The organism is Salinimicrobium terrae DSM 17865 (assembly GCF_000424665.1).
Lineage (GTDB): Bacteria > Bacteroidota > Bacteroidia > Flavobacteriales > Flavobacteriaceae > Salinimicrobium > Salinimicrobium terrae.
The window spans coordinates 367,956-385,774 of record NZ_AUKI01000017.1 but is presented as its reverse complement, the minus strand read 5'-3'; the positions used below and the strand labels follow the sequence as shown (position 1 = coordinate 385,774).

At 39.2% G+C, this 17,819-nt stretch carries 20 protein-coding genes; 8 read left to right on the top strand and 12 right to left on the bottom strand.

The features are described from left to right. Positions 1–37: 37 nt before the first annotated feature. Positions 38–1,003: an IS110 family RNA-guided transposase gene (locus H148_RS0109065; protein ID WP_029034523.1), complete on the bottom strand. Its 966-nt coding sequence runs from the start codon at positions 1,001–1,003 to the stop codon at positions 38–40. A 415-nt stretch (positions 1,004–1,418) separates the two neighbouring features. Here H148_RS0109065 and H148_RS0109060 point away from each other — a divergent pair, with 415 nt between their 5' ends. Further along, entirely contained in the window at positions 1,419–3,269 is a 1,851-nt protein-coding gene (locus H148_RS0109060; protein WP_029034522.1) for a MutS-related protein, read from the top strand. Between the two features lie 8 nt (positions 3,270–3,277). Here the strand turns inward: H148_RS0109060 and H148_RS18605 are convergent, their stop codons facing one another. After that, positions 3,278–3,418: a hypothetical protein gene (locus H148_RS18605; protein ID WP_156877235.1), complete on the bottom strand. Its 141-nt coding sequence runs from the start codon at positions 3,416–3,418 to the stop codon at positions 3,278–3,280. Positions 3,419–3,537: 119 nt separating this feature from the next. Between H148_RS18605 and H148_RS0109055 the strand changes: the two genes are divergently transcribed. The 4 genes from H148_RS0109055 to H148_RS0109040 are packed head-to-tail and all read left to right on the top strand — an operon-like array spanning position 3,538 to position 6,149. Further along, entirely contained in the window at positions 3,538–4,404 is an 867-nt protein-coding gene (locus H148_RS0109055) for a TraB/GumN family protein (RefSeq protein WP_156877234.1), read from the top strand. A gap of 11 nt (positions 4,405–4,415) precedes the next feature. Next, positions 4,416–4,919: an RNA polymerase sigma factor gene (locus H148_RS0109050; protein WP_029034520.1), complete on the top strand. Its 504-nt coding sequence runs from the start codon at positions 4,416–4,418 to the stop codon at positions 4,917–4,919. Between the two features lie 16 nt (positions 4,920–4,935). Continuing rightward, the gene (locus tag H148_RS0109045) at positions 4,936–5,544 is read left to right on the top strand and encodes a hypothetical protein (protein ID WP_156877233.1); all 609 of its coding nucleotides are present in this window, start codon (positions 4,936–4,938) and stop codon (positions 5,542–5,544) included. Between the two features lie 41 nt (positions 5,545–5,585). Further along, complete coding sequence (locus H148_RS0109040) at positions 5,586–6,149, top strand: DUF4256 domain-containing protein (RefSeq protein ID WP_029034518.1); 564 nt, start codon at positions 5,586–5,588, stop codon at positions 6,147–6,149. A gap of 96 nt (positions 6,150–6,245) precedes the next feature. On the opposite strand, the gene H148_RS0109035 is transcribed toward H148_RS0109040, so the two are convergent. The 3 genes from H148_RS0109035 to H148_RS0109020 all read right to left on the bottom strand — a co-directional run bounded on the left by H148_RS0109035 (position 6,246) and on the right by H148_RS0109020 (position 9,995). Further along, positions 6,246–6,608: a hypothetical protein gene (locus H148_RS0109035; protein ID WP_029034517.1), complete on the bottom strand. Its 363-nt coding sequence runs from the start codon at positions 6,606–6,608 to the stop codon at positions 6,246–6,248. Positions 6,609–6,780: 172 nt separating this feature from the next. After that, complete coding sequence (locus tag H148_RS0109025; RefSeq protein WP_281169113.1) at positions 6,781–7,572, bottom strand: NAD(P)H-binding protein; 792 nt, start codon at positions 7,570–7,572, stop codon at positions 6,781–6,783. Positions 7,573–7,682: 110 nt separating this feature from the next. Continuing rightward, positions 7,683–9,995 (bottom strand): M20/M25/M40 family metallo-hydrolase, encoded by a 2,313-nt coding sequence (locus H148_RS0109020; protein ID WP_029034515.1) that lies wholly within the window; start codon positions 9,993–9,995, stop codon positions 7,683–7,685. 128 nt (positions 9,996–10,123) lie between these two features. Here H148_RS0109020 and H148_RS0109015 point away from each other — a divergent pair, with 128 nt between their 5' ends. Next, positions 10,124–10,597 (top strand): CBS domain-containing protein, encoded by a 474-nt coding sequence (locus tag H148_RS0109015; protein WP_029034514.1) that lies wholly within the window; start codon positions 10,124–10,126, stop codon positions 10,595–10,597. A gap of 59 nt (positions 10,598–10,656) precedes the next feature. On the opposite strand, the gene H148_RS0109010 is transcribed toward H148_RS0109015, so the two are convergent. The 5 genes from H148_RS0109010 to H148_RS0108980 all read right to left on the bottom strand — a co-directional run bounded on the left by H148_RS0109010 (position 10,657) and on the right by H148_RS0108980 (position 13,956). Further along, entirely contained in the window at positions 10,657–11,004 is a 348-nt protein-coding gene (locus H148_RS0109010; protein ID WP_029034513.1) for a hypothetical protein, read from the bottom strand. Positions 11,005–11,374: 370 nt separating this feature from the next. After that, the gene (locus H148_RS0109000; RefSeq protein ID WP_029034512.1) at positions 11,375–11,899 is read right to left on the bottom strand and encodes a GNAT family N-acetyltransferase; all 525 of its coding nucleotides are present in this window, start codon (positions 11,897–11,899) and stop codon (positions 11,375–11,377) included. A gap of 74 nt (positions 11,900–11,973) precedes the next feature. Continuing rightward, positions 11,974–12,447 carry a hypothetical protein gene (locus H148_RS0108995; protein WP_029034511.1) on the bottom strand — a complete coding sequence of 158 codons (474 nt, stop codon included), beginning with the start codon at positions 12,445–12,447 and terminating at the stop codon, positions 11,974–11,976. Next, positions 12,444–13,172 carry an ATP-binding cassette domain-containing protein gene (locus tag H148_RS0108990; RefSeq protein ID WP_245583405.1) on the bottom strand — a complete coding sequence of 243 codons (729 nt, stop codon included), beginning with the start codon at positions 13,170–13,172 and terminating at the stop codon, positions 12,444–12,446. The genes H148_RS0108995 and H148_RS0108990 overlap by 4 nt, the downstream gene beginning before the upstream one ends. A gap of 217 nt (positions 13,173–13,389) precedes the next feature. Next, on the bottom strand, positions 13,390–13,956 hold the full coding sequence (locus tag H148_RS0108980; RefSeq protein ID WP_029034508.1) for a hypothetical protein: 567 nt from the start codon (positions 13,954–13,956) through the stop codon (positions 13,390–13,392). Between the two features lie 188 nt (positions 13,957–14,144). Between H148_RS0108980 and H148_RS0108975 the strand changes: the two genes are divergently transcribed. Both H148_RS0108975 and H148_RS17560 read left to right on the top strand, forming a co-directional pair. Continuing rightward, positions 14,145–14,477, top strand: a complete 333-nt coding sequence (locus H148_RS0108975) for a single-stranded DNA-binding protein (RefSeq protein WP_029034507.1) — start codon at positions 14,145–14,147, stop codon at positions 14,475–14,477. Between the two features lie 28 nt (positions 14,478–14,505). Next, on the top strand, positions 14,506–14,838 hold the full coding sequence (locus H148_RS17560; protein ID WP_037324883.1) for a single-stranded DNA-binding protein: 333 nt from the start codon (positions 14,506–14,508) through the stop codon (positions 14,836–14,838). 153 nt (positions 14,839–14,991) lie between these two features. Here H148_RS17560 and H148_RS0108965 read toward each other — a convergent pair whose 3' ends face one another. Both H148_RS0108965 and H148_RS0108960 read right to left on the bottom strand, forming a co-directional pair. Beyond that, positions 14,992–16,764, bottom strand: a complete 1,773-nt coding sequence (locus tag H148_RS0108965; RefSeq protein ID WP_029034506.1) for a glycoside hydrolase family 9 protein — start codon at positions 16,762–16,764, stop codon at positions 14,992–14,994. Positions 16,765–16,881: 117 nt separating this feature from the next. Then, positions 16,882–17,784 carry a histone deacetylase family protein gene (locus H148_RS0108960; protein WP_029034505.1) on the bottom strand — a complete coding sequence of 301 codons (903 nt, stop codon included), beginning with the start codon at positions 17,782–17,784 and terminating at the stop codon, positions 16,882–16,884. Between the last annotated feature and the right edge of the window lie 35 nt (positions 17,785–17,819).

The window sequence follows — 17,819 nt, the reverse complement described above, 5'->3', positions numbered from 1 at the left end:
TATAAAAACAAAGAACTGAGTTAAAAAACAAGGTTCTCTAAGCTAATTTCGAAACAAAATTTTCCTGGTAAGGCAAACCTGATTTTGCAATTGCAAATGCCTGCTTGAGTAATTTATTACATACAGCGATTAGAGCCAGTTTTTTACTTTTCCCTTTTGCTATAATTCTTTCATAGATCTCCCTGCAGGCTTTGTTGTGTTTACTAGCTGAAAAACTGCACATAAACAAAAGGTTTCTGAGCTTTGTATTGCCTATTTTGGTTATTCGGCTTCGACCCCTCACGCTGCTTCCTGATTGGCGTAGTGTAGGAGTAATTCCGGTGTAGCTACAGAGTTGGCTGGCGTTTTCAAAGTTGGAAAAACCATCAGTCAAAACGATTAACATAATAGCAGTTTTTTTGCCTAAACCCGGAATGCTTTTAAGTAGAGTTAACTGTTTCTGTTGTTCTTCTTTAACGATCTCCAATAGGCGGTCCTCTAGGATCTGGATTTCTTTCTGCACGGCTTTTAGAGAGCGGTTTAAAGAATGATATACTGTTTTAGATGGTTTTCCCAGGGTTTTCTCTCCATGCAGCTTATTCTTGATAGCTGTGCTTTGTTTTAAGTAAGTATCGATCAGGCGCAGGAGCTGTAGGCATTCTGCCTGGTTCTTGTCTCTTGCAGTATATAATGGAACCTCATTTACCGTGGCATATTCACAGATAGCTTTAGCATCAGATTTATCTGTTTTTACCTTAGATAATTTCATTTGAATAAATCTCTTAACTGACAGCGGATTTACAACGGAGACCATTACACCTTGTTCATAAAGGAATTGAGCCAGCCGGTAGTGATAATACCCTGTAGCCTCCATTACAACTAAGGCATCACCAGGAAGTGCTTTCTGAAAAGCTTTGAATCCCTTAGCATCATTCTTGAACTGAGAATGATTTCCTTTAGAGTCCACAACATCAAATACATTCTTACTGATGTCTACTCCATAAATTTGGTTACATTTATTCATAGATACTTGATTTGGAAAGGACGCCTACTTTGCTTTCAACATCTTAAAAACGAGATCAAAGTCTCATAGAACTGAACGAAATTGAAGTAGAAAAGAGAGGGGGTTTTCAATGTTTACGGATTTAATATTCCTATGCTTAACATAACCTTACTCCTCTCTTTTGTTCTTTCTGATTAGTTAGTAAAAGTTAAGAAATCAAACTTAAGATGCTTAAACCTTCCTCAAATCAAAAGCCGACACCTACAGGGGCCGAGTTCGTGAGAAGCGTTTGTGGTCCTTCCAACTCCGCTGAAGCTTCAGTGAACGCAGACAATTTATTGGACGGCCGGCATAATTTTTAAAGAAATATTAATCATGCATTAGATTAATTATGAAGGTGTTCGAATAGTCAGGGGAATATTCTAAGTTTAAAAAAATGAAAATTTACAGAGATAATATAAAAAAGTATGATGCCCAATTACTTAAACTAAGTAAGGCATTAAAGCGCTTCTCATTCCTCAGGTTATTTATATTTGTCATTTCAGGGATCGTTCTTATATACCTATTTAGTGTCGATTTAATCACTCCCGTTTATATTGTTTTCCCACTTTCAATAGTATGTTTTGGTGCTGCAATTAATTATCACAGTAATATAGCATATCTAAAAAAGCACACAGCATTCCTGAAAAGTATAAATGAAGCTGAAATTCTAAGAGAAAAATGTACTCTGGAAGAATTTGATACCGGACATAAGTTTATTGATCAAAATCACCCATACACATCTGATCTGGATATTTTTGGACAACATTCTGTTTTTCAGTTAGTCAATAGAACAACCACAGAATCCGGGATGATATTTCTGTCAAAATGGTTGTCTCAACCTGCACCCAACAGTGAAATACATGACAGGCAAGAAGCCATAAAGGAATTATCCCAAAAATTGGGTTGGAGGCAGGATTTTCAGGCATCAGGCCTGCACTTTCAAAACAAAAAAAGTGATTACAACAAATTGCTGGATTGGCTCAAAGCACCGGTCGCTTTACTAAAATACCGACGAATATTTAAAGCAGCTGCAATACTCCTTCCGGTTCTATTTCTGCTGAGCTCGTATTTTTTTTATGCTAACCTGGATTCACCCAAGGCGATGATTTATTTGTCCCTCATGATTTTGGTTTTGCTTATTAATTTTATCATTTTAAGAAAATTAAATCCCCTGGCGGAGAATATCGCCGAAGTTTCAACGAAGAATTATCAAACTTTAGAAGGCTACCGCACCCTTATTAATAAAATTGAAAGTGAAAGTTTCAAGTCAAAAAAATTGCGCGATTTACAATCCATCTTAATACATGGCAAATATTCAGCATTTAAAGAGATAAAAAGACTGTGTAGTTTACTGGAATTTTCTCAGCAAAGACCTATAAAAAAAGCACCCATAGGAGGAAACCAATTTTATCCTTTTTTAAACCTTTTCCTGCTACTTGATATTCATTTGATTATTGATACAGAAAAATGGAGATCAAAAAACAAAGCGTATTTAAAATTATGGGCAGAAGTAGTTAGTGAATTCGAGGTAATAAATAGTTTTGCTGGTTTTTGCTATTCGAACCCATTATATACATTTCCGGAAATAACAGAAAAGAACAACTCCGTACATTTTGAGTCTTTGGGGCACCCCTTGATAATTTCTGATACACGGATAAGCAATAATTTTCACTCACAGGGACAGGGTGATGTAGTTATGGTTACCGGTTCTAACATGGCAGGAAAAAGCACCTTTTTAAGGGCTGTAGGTGTCAACATCGTTTTAGGATTAGCCGGAGCACCCTGCTGTTCGAAAGATGCTGAGATCTCCAACCTCAAGCTATTTTCAAGTATGCGAACAGAAGATAATTTAAAGAGAGGTATCTCGTCTTTTTATGCAGAATTAAGTAGAATAGAAAAAATGCTGAAACTGATAAAGAGTAATAACAACGTGTTTTTCCTTTTGGATGAAATGTTTAAAGGAACAAATTCAGAAGATAGACATAGAGGAGGTTTTTCTTTTATTAATCAGGTAAGTAAGCTCAAAACGTCAGGAATTATCGCAACACATGATATTGACCTTGCGAAACTCTCCGGGGACGAAAGCTTAGTTACAAATTATAGTTTTAACAGCGAGATAAAAGATGATTCCATGATTTTTAATTATGAACTGCAACCAGGAATATGCACCGATTTTAATGCCAGTGTACTCATGGAAAAAAGTGGAATTGAGATTATACACGTTCCAAAAAGTGAATTTCAATAAATCATTCTTTAGAAACGAACTATCAAAAATGGCATTTTTGAAGCCTCTTCTTTAGTTTGAACTTTTTTTTCGCTTCCCGTAAAGCCAGTAATAATTTGAAATGTTTTAGCACCTGAAGCGCCGGGTACGCCACCAGAAAATGGATTCACACTTTATATATAATATTATCTCGATAATACCCGCTCCTGGTTACCTGCGTAATTGTTTTATTGTTTGTAACATATTTTAGGTTCACATACTTACTGTGAGAATTCTAAAAAATATAAAAATGAAACATTTTAAATTATTTGCCGCGGTTGTAGTATTTGCCTTAATCTTTAGTTTTTCAAATGCTCAGGAAAAAACAGAGCTGGAAAATTCTGTTTTATGGAAAGTTGAGCACAAAGAACTTGAAAAACCTTCTTATATCCTGGGAACTTTACATTTAATGTGTGAGGAAGACTTTAAAATTCCTGAAAAAGTAAATCAGGCGCTTCAAAATGTTGATGCATTAGTACTGGAAATAAATTTATCCGATCCCACCGAAATGCAGGCAATACAGGAAGCAATGACCAATGCAACAAAAATTTCCGAAGAATTATCACAAGAACAATATAATGAGTTGGATAAACTTGTAAAAAAAATCACCGAAATGCCCTTAAGCGCCTATGATGCTTACGGTCTTTCTATTTTGAACTCCATATTAATTTCTAAAATGTTACCATGTTCTCAATTGAAATATCATGAGATTGAACTTGCATCATTAGCAACTAAAAGCCAAAAACCAATCTATAGCCTGGAAAAAGCTTCACAACAAATGGAGATGATGGAAAAGGCTTTTCCTGCGGAGTTTGCTTTTAAACAGATGATGCAATTTGAATCTTATAAAAAAGATTTCACCAGGGCAATAGCCGCTTATAATAATGAAGATATTTCTGAAGCGGTAGGTTTGCTTACAAAAGATGATTACATGGATGAGAATTCAACCCTGGTTATGCAAATAAACAGAAATAAGAATTGGGTCGAAAAAATGCCGGTGATGATGAGTGAAAGAAGCAATCTATTCGCGGTTGGCGCTGCTCATTTAACAGAGGATTATGGAATTATAAATCTCTTAAAAGAAAGAGGATATACAGTCACCCCTGTATATAATTAGAAATTCTGTTGATGAAATTATCTGAACAAGAATTTTTAACTCTTATTAATCAGCATAAAGGGATACTCTACAAAGTGTCCCGAATGTACTTTGATAATCTTGAAGACCAGCAAGATCTGTTTCAGGAAATTGTTCTGCAATTATGGAAATCCTTAGACTCATTTAAAGGGAAGAGCCAATTTTCTTCATGGATGTACAGGGTTGCTTTAAATACCGCCATAATATTTTTTAAAAAGGAGAAAAGGAAACCCGATAATTTTGGCCCCATAAAAATTGAACCGGTAGCACTCGATGCATACAATACCGATAAAGATTTGCAGCTTGTGCATTTCTACAAGGCTGTAAAAGAATTAAACAAAGTCGAAAAAGCTTTGATATTTCAATTTATGGAAGGTCTCTCCGGAAAAGAAATTGCTGAAAACCTGGGTCTTTCTGAAGTAAACGTAAGAGTAAAAATAAACCGAACAAAAATAAAATTACAAGAAATTATAAAAGCACAAGGATATGAATTTTGACAATATAAAATCCAAAATGGACTCCGAAAATATGGATAACATTCCTATTCCAAATAGAATAAATGATATAGAAATGAGCAAACTACCTATACAAAAAGTAAGGAAAAGCATGATTGGTGAAATCATCACGCAATTGATATGCATTGCCGTGTTTTTTGCAGCTCCAAGTTTTGTGGAAATGTACCGGTTACCTGAAGCTATTTATTACATTTTAATGTTCATTACCAGCCTTATTACATTGGGATATCTAGCAAAAATGGCTTGGTTTCTAAGGAAGACCGGCAATATGAACCAAAACAGTAAAGAAACAGTATTAACTTTTATCAATGATCTTAAACTGACTTTAGAGGTTTATAAAACAGCGATAATTGCAGGAAGTCTTTTATTGCCTTTCTCCATAATAACTTTTATACTGGGTATTGATCAGGTGGACGAAGAAATATTTACAAACTTTATCCTATTGAATATGTCTACCGTGATGTTGATCATCTGTATAGTAGGGTATATAATTCTGGCAATTTTAATATATTTCGTAACTGTAGCCTGGTCAAATAGTTTGTACGGAATACATCTCAACCAACTTGAAAAAACATTGAAAGAATTTGACACTACCTCTCATATTTAGCATTTTACTATTTTTGAAAGAGAGTTTAATGCTTTTTGGTAATGGAAACAAATAGAAAACTTTCAAAGGAGCAGCAAGAAGTTCTCCTCAGCACCCTAAAAACAAGATTTGAGAAAAATCCTTCCCGCCATAAAAATCTTGAATGGGCCAGGATAGAAGAAAAGCTAAAAGCTCATCCCGCAAAGCTTTGGTCGCTTCAACAAATGGAAGATACCGGAGGCGAACCCGATGTAGTGGATTTTGATAAAAAGACCGCTGAATTTCTCTTTTTTGACTGTGCTGCTGAAAGTCCGGAAGGTCGTAGAAGCTTTTGTTATGATCGGGAAGCCCTCGACTCCCGTAAAGCAAATAAACCTAAAAACAACGCCGTCGATTTTGCTGCCGAAATGGGAATCGGACCGCTAACCGAAGAAGAATATAAACAAATGCAGCAACTGGGAGAATTTGATACTAAAACCTCCAGCTGGTTAAAAACTCCCAAGGAAATAAGAGACCTCGGCGGTGCCATTTTTGGAGATTTCCGGTTTGGCAGGGTTTTTATTTATCACAACGGCGCACAATCCTATTACGCCGCAAGAGGTTTTAGAGGAGTGCTGAGAGTTTGAACTTTCTCTCAGTAAGTTTAAGCCACGAAGTTCCAAATCTGGAAAAGAACAAGGTTTAAAACACTAAGCATTTGTGTTTCTGTCAATTGTTTTGATCTATTCCTCTTCTTCCACTTCAGCAAAAACATCGTCGCTAATTGAAAAGTCCAGCGTCTCAGCTTCCGGAACGTATTTGAGGAATTGATCAATACCTTTTTGGAGCATAAGTTCTGTAGAGAATTTGCGGCTGGTGGCAAGGACAAATCCGCCGCGGGTGATCCTGAAAAAATATTTTCCCGAACCGGTTCTGGCTTTTCTGAAGGTGAAAGATTCTAGGTCATTCTGAATAGTCTCTATGATGATCTCACAATCTGATTTTTGCTTGCAGGCAATGCTGGTGAAAATGGTTTTCCCTTTCCTGGAGGCGAAGGTAAATTTATAATTTTCGTCTAACCTTTTACTAATCACGAATGCACTCATAGATCTTTCCGATGTTTTTCAAAACTCCAAATCTAAATAAACAGGAAGGTGAAGACACTCATAAAGTTTCAAAAGTTATTAAGATCAACAGCACCAAAAAAACTCCAAATTCCAAAATTCATATAAAAGGTCCTGGCTCTTGGTTCTTGGAGCGCAGCGATCCTGGCTCTTTCTAAATTCCTTCCTTAAGCCCTACTCCCAACTCCCGCATCACTTTTGAAGCTGAAATTACTTTCCCGATAGAAGGTTCAGAATGATCAAATTGAGGGATTTCAAGTCCCGCTTCCCTTGCTTTTTCGCTGTAATACTTCTCCCTTGACGGATTCAGTGGGAAAACAGCATTATATTCCTCTCCAAAAATGTCATTTTCGAGCAGCTTTTTTACCACCTGCAGGCAATCCTTCAAATGAATAAGATTTACAGGGGCCAATGGGTTTGTTATTCCGCTTCTGCCGGCCAGGTATTTCACAGGATGCCTCCCGGCACCTATAAGTCCGCCGAAACGAATTATTGTGGTGTCAAAAAGAGGATTTTCAAGCATTATTCTCTCAGCGGAAATGATCTCCTTCCCTGAAGCCGAAGTCGAATTTGGAGCAGTATCTTCGGTATAGATGGTAAAGCTTTCCGTTTCTTCATATACTGAAATTGAAGAGACAAAAATGACCTTTTTGACACCTGAAGTTTCTATAGCTTCAGCCAGATTTTCTACGGCACCTGAATAATCCTTTTTTGGATCTCTCCGCAATCCGGGAGGGAAATCAACTATCAGCACGTCAGTCAAAGTCAGGAAATCCTTGATATCTCCCTCAATTCCTTCCGCAGTAACCTTCAGCTGATATCCCTTTATTCCGGCATCTCTAAAAATCGGCAGCTTATCTGCGGAGGTTGTGGAGCCTTTAACCGAAAGACCTTCAGCAAGCAGCATTTTGGCCAGCGGCAAACCAAGCCAACCGGTTCCTAATATGGATATGTTTTTAAAATGTATAATGTCTATAAAGTAAAATTACAAGTACAAAATCTCAATATTCATTTGACGCTGTCCTGATTCCTGGTTCTTGATTCTTCTGTCTTTTTCTATTCCAGTTTAAACGTCTTTTTCACCACAATGGCATCATTCAGCACAAAAGGTCTTGGGATCATTGCATTAGATCGTGGAGCAACCTGTAACTGCGGATTCTCGTGCAGGTCATAAGAGGCTTCTAAAAGAGTAATTTCGGGTTCGGTTCCTTCCTTCACTCTCAGTTCCAGTCTTAAAGTATCCCTACTCACTGCATAATAAGACAACAAGCGATCCCTCCAGCGATTTTTATGCACATGAAGTTCACTGCGACCGGGTTGTAGATCTCCTGCTTCCTTACCGTTAGCTTGAAAGGATTCAAAATCAATTTCTCTGTCTGCAAAAAGTTCTATCCTGTTAATGTCGCGGTTTGGTGCTATCTTAACACTATACACGTCCAGGCCTTCTGGCTCAACAGCTGCTTTTTCAACAGATACATACGGCTCGGGAAGCAAAATTTTTGGTGCCACCGCTGTTTTGCTGAAGTTGCTGCCGTTCTTGCTGCCAAACCAGTGTTTCTCCTGAGCCTCTACTGCATCATCAAAATATGGTGCGGTATATTCATCCAGTACGTCTTCGTAAGTATTCCAGGTAGCTATATTTTTATCTTTATCGGCCAGGTACACCAAACTATTTGGCCGGGGGCGATCCTCAGTAAAATCTGATTTAAAATGGGCGATCACAAACAAGACAAAAAATACCAGGAAACTTAAAAATCCGAATAACTGATTATTCCTGAAAGCTCCAAAAACCGGCCACAGCAGCACAAACAACAAATTCACCAGGATCGCCGAAAGCACCAGCATCCCCAGTCCCAACGCCACCGGAAAGGAGACTATAAAAGGCATAAGTATAAAAATAGCCGGCAGACTTAAAAATGCCACAATCGGTAACTTCCATTTAGGATCAAGAATAAGGATAAACAGTTGAAGAATTCCAAACAACACCGGAATAATGAAATACGCTGCCCCTTTTAGATACGCTGCCGCCAGTGCACTTATGATCCACCATAAAATGAGAGGAGCGACCAACAGCTGATCAGAATTCTTCGGTTTTCTGAATTTATGATAGATATAAAAACAAATTGTAAGAGAAAGAAAAATTACCGCCCCGATATACCAGTACCCGTTATAGGTAAAGCCGTGTTCCATTTCCCGGTATTGGGGATAGAACCAGAGGGCCAATTCCCAGAAAAAATAACCTATAATCCCGACCAGAAAAAGTGACAGCAGTAAAGGCAGGAATCCCTTCAGCATTTGTTTTACTTCCAGTTTCCTCTTAAGCATACCGAATATGATGATTCCAAGCAGCAAAATAAACGACAGAAGCAATAAAGGAATTATCCAGCTGTAGGGATATTTTACCAGGTTAAAACCGGGCATATCAAAGAATAACATCTCTTTTTCCGAAGAAAGATTGGTCAAAGGCGTTGAAGCAGAGTAGGCCAACAAAGGCATTAGGTAACTTCCCTGATGAGCGAGGGTACGCAGGTCCAGATTTTCGGGAGTATCTGTTGCAGTATGATAATCGAAATGATCGTCTATAAAAGCAAAATTGAATCCGTTTATGTTTCCCTGCTCCCGCAGTACAGTGAGATCGGTGTCATTGGGCAGCATCTTATACACACTGTAAGCCAAAGAATTTGTTACAGGGAATTCCACTCCGGCTTTTGAAAAATGCTCTATAAGCGCCCGGTTCCCGCTGTTGGTTTCCAGCAGCATAAAAGAATTCCCTCCGCTGCCCCGGGACTCAAAATTAAGTGCCAGCCCCACGTCTTTTGCCCAGGGATGTTCTTCTGTAAAAAGATCGGCTCCATTAAGGCCCAGCTCTTCGGCATCGGTAAAGAGAAGGATGATATCATTTTCAGGTACTTCTCCTGAAGCAAGATAAGCACGAACACCTTCAAGAATGGTTGCCACTCCACTGGCAGCATCACTGGCCCCAGGGGAAGAGTGCATCGCGCTGTCATAATGAGACATAAGGAGCACAGCCGGACCGTCTCCCGTACCCTGTATACGCGCCAGGATATTCTGCGGGCGAACCAAAGTCCCTGATTTATTTAGGGAATATCCTTCCTGCATCTCTACCAGGAGATTTAGCTTCTCGAGTTCATTCACAATGTAATTACGAGCCTTCGAATGGGCCGCACTACCAACATAATGAGGTTCCTGTGCCAGGGCCTTCACATGTTCAATAGCCCGGGCAGTAGAAAATTGATTTGCCGGCACTTCCCTATTCATATCTGCCGGTGGACGTGTGCCGGAAAAACTCCAAATAATACCTGAAATAATTACTAAAAGGGCAACTCCTGCCTGTACTTGTTTTGACATAGGTCAAATATATCTAAAAGCAATTCAAGAATTTATAACTCTCCCGGAAATCTTAAAATATTGCCAATACACTTCAAATTAATGTTTAAATTTTATACTTTAAGATTTAATAATTAAATACTTGTGCTATGGGAATAAAGAGTTTTCAAGGAAGACGTGCCGAACCGGAAAAAGCTGCAAGTGAACCTGTTTGTGTCTCAGATTTTATGTCCACAGACCTCGTGACCTTCAGAAAAGAGCAGACTATTTTTGAGGTCATGGATCTTTTAATTAAGCACAAGATCTCGGGAGGTTGTGTTGTAGATGAAAATGAAAAACTCCTTGGAGTAATCTCTGAAGGAGATTGTATGAAGCATATATCAGACAGTCGTTATTACAACATGCCGATGGATGACAATCTTGTGGAAAAACGCATGACCTGTAATGTCATGACCATTGACGCTGATATGAATGTTCTGGATGCGGCAAAAATATTCATTGAAAATAAGTTCAGGCGGTTCCCCATTGTTAAGAATGGGAAACTTGTGGGACAGTTAAGCCAGAGCGATGTATTGCGAGCCGCTCTTAATCTTAAAGGGCAAAACTGGAATTTTTCCGCTTAGAATCCTGTTCAATATAAAACTAAAGCTTTTTGGGATTCCAAACCTGAGAGGTTTTCTTTTTATATCCTTTTTACAAGTGCATAAAACTCCCCCTCCAATGGCAGGTAGCCTTGATCATATACGAAATAATAAGTATTCCCTGTTTTGGTTCTGTAAATACTGGTAAAATAATCAAAATTGAAACCCTTTGCAGAGAGTCTTGATTTAGGAAGTTTGATCTTTCCATCGGGATTTAACTCCTCAAGTATCCGGTAATTTTTGCGCAATTGATTATTTACATTGCGAACCATGTTTTTACTGTCCTTGTTGAGATTGTTGTTGTAAGAATTGCGGCAGTAGTCGGTACAGAACTTCTTATCGGTTCTTCCCACGATCTTTTCTCCACATTCAATACAGCTTTTATCCATGTTATTAAAGTTAATAAATTTCCTGAAAGTGGTTAATTGGTTAGTCCGGGATTAGAAAATAGAATGCTTTAGCCACGGATGCTGAAGTTTGTTCTCTATACTCCAACCTGATCCTTCAGTTCCATTTCTCTGCCATGTCGTTTGTCATTTCTTCCTCAATTTCTTCGTGTTTTTTGAACCAGTAAGCTCTGTGTGTGAAATTTTTCACTCCTCAAAATTTTCATTTCAATTGGCATTTTGAATTTGTCATTCCGACGAAGGAGGAATCTCTTTAGAAGCGACAGATTCTTCGCTCCGCAAAAGCTGCGCTTTGAATGACAATATTATTAAAATTATCAGATTTAAGAAGTCTTGAGTCTTGGCTCTTGGCTCAATTTATTCTTGCATAGATCGCCACACTTATAAACCTCTCATTCTTAATCTCTGAATCTCTCAGAATCCCTTCCTGCCGAAAATGCTGTTTTTGAAGAGCCTTTTGACTGCTTACATTCTCTGTCTCCACAAATGCTTCTATCCGGTGAAGATGCAGCTTTTGGAAAGCATAATCGAGCACCACCTCCATTGCTTCCTGCACATATCCCCTGCCCCAGAACTTCGGAAGCAACCAGAAACCGAGTTCTGCTTTTTTATGTTCGCGGCTAAGGTTATTATAACCTATGGCGCCACAAAATTCTTTGTCTACAGCTGAAATGATCGCCCACCAGATTCCCGAATGTGTTCTTTCAAGCTCTGCATACCACTCCAGCTGTTCCCAGGTCTCATCCAGGCTACTGTAATTTACTCCGTAGTGCTTGATGACATCGGGATTGGAGAGTCCGCTATAGATGTTTTGCAGATCGGCTTCTGTGATCTGTCGCAGGTTTAGACGAACTGTTTTAAGGTTTGGAAAATCCATAATTCATTTAACAATTATGAGTAAACAATGATCAGAATAATTTCCTTTCAATACTCAATATTTTATTCTCAATATTAATTCAGTTTCTCCAGCTCCAGGTTTAGATCGTACTGCAGGTCTTCATGCAGCTTCTCCAGGTTTTTCTTCACCAGCTCCAGTTGCCTGTCGTAAAGGTTCTTCAGGTTCTTGTTGCGGTGAATTGAAGGTTTAAAATCATTCATTTTCTGAAGGAAATAAATGAGTAGCTCTACTTCGGTTTCCTTTTTCCCGGAATACCTACTGTACTTTTTGACATTTTTGAGCAGCTTGCGCATGCTCTTTTTTGTGTAGTAGAAATTATTGCGGTTCATCGAAGCAAATTCGCTATCCATTTCCGTTTTCACCTTCTGCTTATACTCTTCTTCATCAATAGCATCAAACAAAAGATAAGTAAGCAGCTCCTTATTTTCCTTTTTGAATCGGGAGAGACGAAGCACGATCTGTAAAAGTTGCTCCCGGTCCTGGTGTTTTAATTCGTCTCTTATTTCTTTAGCTGAAGCGGGTTTCATTGATTTCGTACTTTTAAATATTTATGGGTTGCCAGGTCCTCCTCATTCTCCACCTTAAACAAATTTCCCTTTTTAAGAACAAAACTGCGGGTAGCGACTTGAAGCACATCACGGTAGTAATGGTCTGTAACCACAATACCTTTAGTAGATTTCAAGGAAATTAGCAGCTCCTTAATTTTTTCAATATACTGCGGCTCCACCATGGAAAAAGGTTCATCCAGAAACAGAAAAGCATGCGAAAGGTGGGCCAGTAATAACAGCTCCAGGTATTTCAACTGCCCGGCAGAAAGCTTACCTGTTTTTTGATTTTCGAATGCTGAAACTCCGTCAGAATAAAATATCCTATCCTGCTCCTCTCCTTTTGGAAACATGAGCGGGATGATATCCCTCACTTTCATTTCCTTCGGAAGAAAAGTATCCTGCGGTATAAATCCTATTATTTGCTGCGGAATAATTTCGGATGTTTTGATCTTCATCCCGTCAATAAAAACTTCTCCTGAATCCATTTTTAAAGTTCCCATTACTCCTTTTAGCAAAGAAGATTTGCCCGAACCATTTCTTCCAAAAAGGCCAATTATCTCTCCCGTTTTACAACTGAAGGAAATTTTATTTAAAATTTGCCTTTTTCCGAAGGTTTTATTAACCTCTTTTACCTCAAGCAGACTCATAGGAAGAGGAAAAGAACAAGCAGAACCGGAACTGTAAAGATCAGATTGCAGATCCATACCTTCTTAATTAGAAATTTCCGGGTGAAACCCAGGTTATAGTAAAGATAATACTCGCTCTTCCTGAAATAATTGTAGCCAAGATAGCCAATAAACATTCCGAAAGAAAGGAAAACAAGTAACCCGCTAAACAAGCCGAAATATATCCCTGAAATTATTGAAAACACCAGGTTGAAAAGATTGAAGTCACGATAAAATTTCCAGAAGGCTCTTTGGTTCATGAGATTTCTTCAATAGGAATAGTGGCATTTTCCCTCTCTAATAATTCATTCAGACATTTAATTCCTTCAATGTTTTTGAGTTCTTCGATCTTTTCAGTATCAGGATTTGCCCTCCAGGCCTCGATTATATTTGTTGTATAGAGACTGTCTGTTTCCCCGATTACAGCTATTATTTCCCCGTCAGAGTAATCCTCATGAGTGCAATATCCAATAGTGATATGTTCATTTTTCTGAAGATTTTGAATTTGTATTGTATCGATTACCCGGTAAGTCAATTCATTTGTAACGACACTGTCCCTTTCGGCAATTTTATAGAAAAGAATGATATGATTGCCGTTTTTCATCAGTTCCATTAGCCCATAATCTCCCTCTGAGACACCAATGCTAAAAGAGGTGTCCTTTACTTTTTCATAATTTTCTAAAACCACAATTTCCCGGTAGTCTTTAAAGGAAGTTCCGAAAAAGGGATCTTCATCAGATTTTTCTTCTTCTTCTTGTTTTGAGCTGTTCTGGCATCCGGTAAGGAAAACCAGGGAGAACATAAGAAATAGCAGCTTTTTCATATGGCAAAAAATTAGTTCTTCTGTAATAATACGAAAAAATCAGGTGCAGCGATTATTCGTGTACAAACACTTACAAACGGATGTAAACGAAAACAAATCAGTATCAACCGATTATCACCTCAAGCCGGTGGTAGGTTTGTCTCGTTGAAATGAACTAATGATTTTCAGCGAAACTAAATTTTCGAGTCATGAATACATTAAGAAACAAAGTACAGCTAATTGGACATGTAGGTAACGCTCCAGAGATCTTAACTATGGAATCGGGTAAAAAACTTGCCAAATTCTCCATCGCAACAAATGAAACCTATAAAAACAATAAGGGAGAAAAAATTACCGATACACAATGGCACAATGTTGTAGCATGGGGTAAAACTGCAGAACTTATTGAGAATTATGTGCCTAAAGGTAAGGAGATAGGCGTGGAAGGAAAATTAACCAGCCGCAGTTATGAGGATAAAGATGGCATCAAAAAATATATCACCGAAGTAGTTTGCAATGAGGTACTGCTTCTCGGAAAATAATGATCTTCTAACGATAATTCATACTATTATGAACACTCTGAAAAACAATGTGCAGCTATCGGGCAACGTGGGGAAAGCTCCAGAGATCCTGATCCTAAGCACCGGAAAGAAACTGGCAAAATTCTCTATCGCTACCAGAGAAACCTATACCAACCACAAGGGAGAAAAAGTAACCGATACTCAATGGCACAATATCGTAGCATGGGGTAAAATAGCCGAGATGGTGGAGCAACAGGTTCCAAAAGGCAGGGAAATAGAAATTGGTGGAAAATTGAATAGCCGAAGCTATGAGGACAAGAACGGAAACAGGAAATATGTTACCGAGGTAGTGTGCAGGGAATTGGTGCTGCCGGATAAATAGGTGACTAAAATACCTTTTTTGAACAACAAGCGCAGGAACCCCCTGCGCTTGTTGTTTTATATCTATGGTGTAAAACTATTTTTTTTGATGCTCCACAGTATGTTTGACAGAAATTAAATGCTTCTTGAGAACTATTGAAGTGAAGAAATTCGATTATTTCAAAGCTTCTATTGCATTGGCCAAATAAGCAAAGGGTGCATTCCAGTTAATTGCTATTTCATTGCTGGCGTAACTACATCGTTCATCAATATATGAAGTAGCCGGATGCTGATGTGTTCTGGTGTAAAATTCGTCGCAATTGGCTTTATCCTGTTGCCCCGGATTTGGTCCTCCGGCCAATAAGCCCGGTACCGGATCATCTATTTCATCTGCTTCAGAAGGCCGGTGATGCGGATCCCTGGTAGATTTTTCCCCAAAACCAGTGAGGAAGGAGTAACCTGTGGCATTCCGCCCCAGCAAATAATCCAGGTTATCAATTGCCCCATTTAGATATTTTTCATCTTTGGTTACGGCATAAGCATTCAGAAGTAAAATTCCCTGATTGGCAGCTACAGAATTGCTGCCCCACGAGAAATTTCTTTCGCTAATTCCCATCGGGGTAGCATAAGCAGAATTCCGGGAATATTCCACTAACTCATCGGCCATTTTTATTACTTGCTGAGTAACTGCTTTTATGTCAACCAAACCACTATTCTGATATTTTTCCCGATTTCTTAGTAACGAATACAGTGCCAGGGTATTTACCGTGGGCCAGGATGGAACCTGGAATTTATCACCCGGTGCTAAAGAGTTTTCAATTTCTGCATCCCGGTAATAACTTTCCTCTCCAGTAGTAATAAATAATTCTGTTGCCGCCCATTGAAACTCATCTTCAAAATTGCGATCTCCATAAGCCCCAGTATTGATGGCGGGCTCTTTTAAAGCGTCCTGGTCATATCTCACCTCCGGATTCTCTTTGGCCCAGTTATAAGCTTTTTTGCTCATCACCAATAAAGAATCGGAAAGCCCGGGAAATTCATCCTCAAACTCTTTATAAATTCTTGAGGCTTGTGCCGTTACTGCAGCAAAATCCAGCGTAGCTGTCGTACCCTTCTGAACCACCCAACGTTGAAAAGTGGCATCTTTTGGCATAACAGCACCATGAAAATCGGCGCTGGTCAATTTATGGTAAACCCCACCATCTTCATCCTGCATCGTCATCATCCAACGTAAGTTATACAGAGATTCATCGAGAAGATCGAGAATGCTATTCCGGCTTTCCGGGATGTTTAGATCTAAGGTGTCGAAATACTTCGGATAATCTTCATAAAGAGAAAACAGCGTTCCCATGGAAATTCCGCTGTTCACGATGTACTTTCCATAGTCACCTGCATCATACCAGCCACCCGGGCTTGCTATAGTGGATCCCGCAGGACGTTCTGCAGTAGCAGCGGAGTTGTGGATTTTCACTTCAGTATCCGGATGACCTGCATCACGGGCCCATCTTCCGGCAAATTCTTCAGGAAGTGAGGTAGAAGCCCGCTGAAAGTAAAATGCTTTTAGACTGGCCTTTGCGGGTTCAGAATGCACCTTCTCATTTATTTCAAAAGGATAGCTGAAGCCAACTTCCGGTACAGACAAAACATAAGACCCGGGCGTATTAAGAGCAGAAAAATCGGCTTGCTTCACTTGTTCAAAGCTATGCGGCCATTCTTTAGCCTCACTTAATTCTCCTGAGAATACTTCGGTACCATTTGTCGAGAGCACCCGGAAATTTGTAGCATCAGGATTGGCAACAATTGCAAGCTTTGGCCCTTCCGGATAGAAACCTATTTGGTTTAGCCTTATTTCAGCTGAACCGTCATTCTGAGTTTCAAATTGAGCACAAGCTGAAAAACTCCATAAAAATAACAATAAACAAAAACATCGGACGATCGGGGACTTCATAAGAGAATTATTAAAACATTAAACTGATCTTACTCTAAGCAGCTTAAAAATACCGCTCTTAAAGAAATTAACCGAATAAAACAGAAAGGTTTTTTCTATTCCTCTGCAACTTAAAATTTAAAAATAAATCTCCTGCGCCAGCCGAAAGGTGTTGGCGTGAGCTTCTACAATATTTTTGATGTGAGGAGAATAGCCACCACCCATGCTTACCTCCACCGGAATCTTCAAATCATGGCAGGTTTGCAGTACATATCGATCCCTCTCCTTACAACCGGTTTCGGTACAGCCAAGTTTCCCCAGTTTATCGGTAGCAAGGATATCCACACCACTCAGGTAAAAAATAAAGTCGGGATTTTGCTCTTTGATAAGCCGCGGCAAAGTTTCCTTCAGGATTTTTAAATATTCCTCGTCACCCGTACCGTTTTCCAGGTCAATATCCAGGTCGCTTTTCTCCTTTTTAAATGGGTAATTGTTCCTGCCGTGCATGGAAAAGGTGAAAACTGAAGCATCATTCTGAAAAATTTCTGCCGTGCCGTTTCCCTGATGCACATCCAGATCTACGATGAGAATCTTTTCTGCCAGTTTGTTCCGCTGCAGCCATTTCCCCGCCACCGCCTGATCGTTAAACATGCAAAATCCCTCTCCCTGATTTGTGTAAGCGTGGTGTGTGCCGCCGGCAATGTTCATTGCAACTCCATGCTGTAAGGCATACTCTGCCGCCATTATTGTTCCGGAAGTGATAATAAATTCCCGTTCCACCAATTTCTTCGACAAAGGCAGGCCTATCTTCCTCGCTTCCCTGTAACTCAATGTCTGATTCTTCAACGACTCCACATATGTTGAGTTATGAACGGCAAGAATGTCGGCCTCATCGGGGAATTCAGGTTCAAAGAAATTTTCTTTGGTACAAGTACCTTCGTGCAATAATTGCTGTGGCACCAGCTCATATTTTTCCATCGGGAAACGGTGACCTTGTGGCAAGGGCAAGACGTAAATGGGATGGAAGGCTATTTTGAGCATGCAATTGTCAGGTCGAGCGGAGTCGAGACCTATAT

Bases quoted from the DNA above. Each gene is read 5' to 3' on its own strand.
- H148_RS0109050 (WP_029034520.1), top strand. From the start codon at position 4,416: ATGAAATTATCTGAACAAGAATTTTTAACTCTTATTAATCAGCATAAA.
- H148_RS0108980 (WP_029034508.1), bottom strand. From the start codon at position 13,956: ATGAAAAAGCTGCTATTTCTTATGTTCTCCCTGGTTTTCCTTACCGGA.
- H148_RS0109065 (WP_029034523.1), bottom strand. From the start codon at position 1,003: ATGAATAAATGTAACCAAATTTATGGAGTAGACATCAGTAAGAATGTA.
- H148_RS0108965 (WP_029034506.1), bottom strand. From the start codon at position 16,764: ATGAAGTCCCCGATCGTCCGATGTTTTTGTTTATTGTTATTTTTATGG.
- H148_RS0108995 (WP_029034511.1), bottom strand. From the start codon at position 12,447: ATGAAACCCGCTTCAGCTAAAGAAATAAGAGACGAATTAAAACACCAG.
- H148_RS0109040 (WP_029034518.1), top strand. From the start codon at position 5,586: ATGGAAACAAATAGAAAACTTTCAAAGGAGCAGCAAGAAGTTCTCCTC.
- H148_RS0109045 (WP_156877233.1), top strand. From the start codon at position 4,936: ATGGACTCCGAAAATATGGATAACATTCCTATTCCAAATAGAATAAAT.
- H148_RS0108960 (WP_029034505.1), bottom strand. From the start codon at position 17,784: ATGCTCAAAATAGCCTTCCATCCCATTTACGTCTTGCCCTTGCCACAA.
- H148_RS0109060 (WP_029034522.1), top strand. From the start codon at position 1,419: ATGAAAATTTACAGAGATAATATAAAAAAGTATGATGCCCAATTACTT.
- H148_RS0109035 (WP_029034517.1), bottom strand. From the start codon at position 6,608: ATGAGTGCATTCGTGATTAGTAAAAGGTTAGACGAAAATTATAAATTT.
- H148_RS0109000 (WP_029034512.1), bottom strand. From the start codon at position 11,899: ATGGATTTTCCAAACCTTAAAACAGTTCGTCTAAACCTGCGACAGATC.
- H148_RS0109055 (WP_156877234.1), top strand. From the start codon at position 3,538: ATGAAACATTTTAAATTATTTGCCGCGGTTGTAGTATTTGCCTTAATC.
- H148_RS0108975 (WP_029034507.1), top strand. From the start codon at position 14,145: ATGAATACATTAAGAAACAAAGTACAGCTAATTGGACATGTAGGTAAC.
- H148_RS0108990 (WP_245583405.1), bottom strand. From the start codon at position 13,172: ATGGATCTGCAATCTGATCTTTACAGTTCCGGTTCTGCTTGTTCTTTT.
- H148_RS0109020 (WP_029034515.1), bottom strand. From the start codon at position 9,995: ATGTCAAAACAAGTACAGGCAGGAGTTGCCCTTTTAGTAATTATTTCA.
- H148_RS0109015 (WP_029034514.1), top strand. From the start codon at position 10,124: ATGGGAATAAAGAGTTTTCAAGGAAGACGTGCCGAACCGGAAAAAGCT.
- H148_RS0109010 (WP_029034513.1), bottom strand. From the start codon at position 11,004: ATGGATAAAAGCTGTATTGAATGTGGAGAAAAGATCGTGGGAAGAACC.
- H148_RS17560 (WP_037324883.1), top strand. From the start codon at position 14,506: ATGAACACTCTGAAAAACAATGTGCAGCTATCGGGCAACGTGGGGAAA.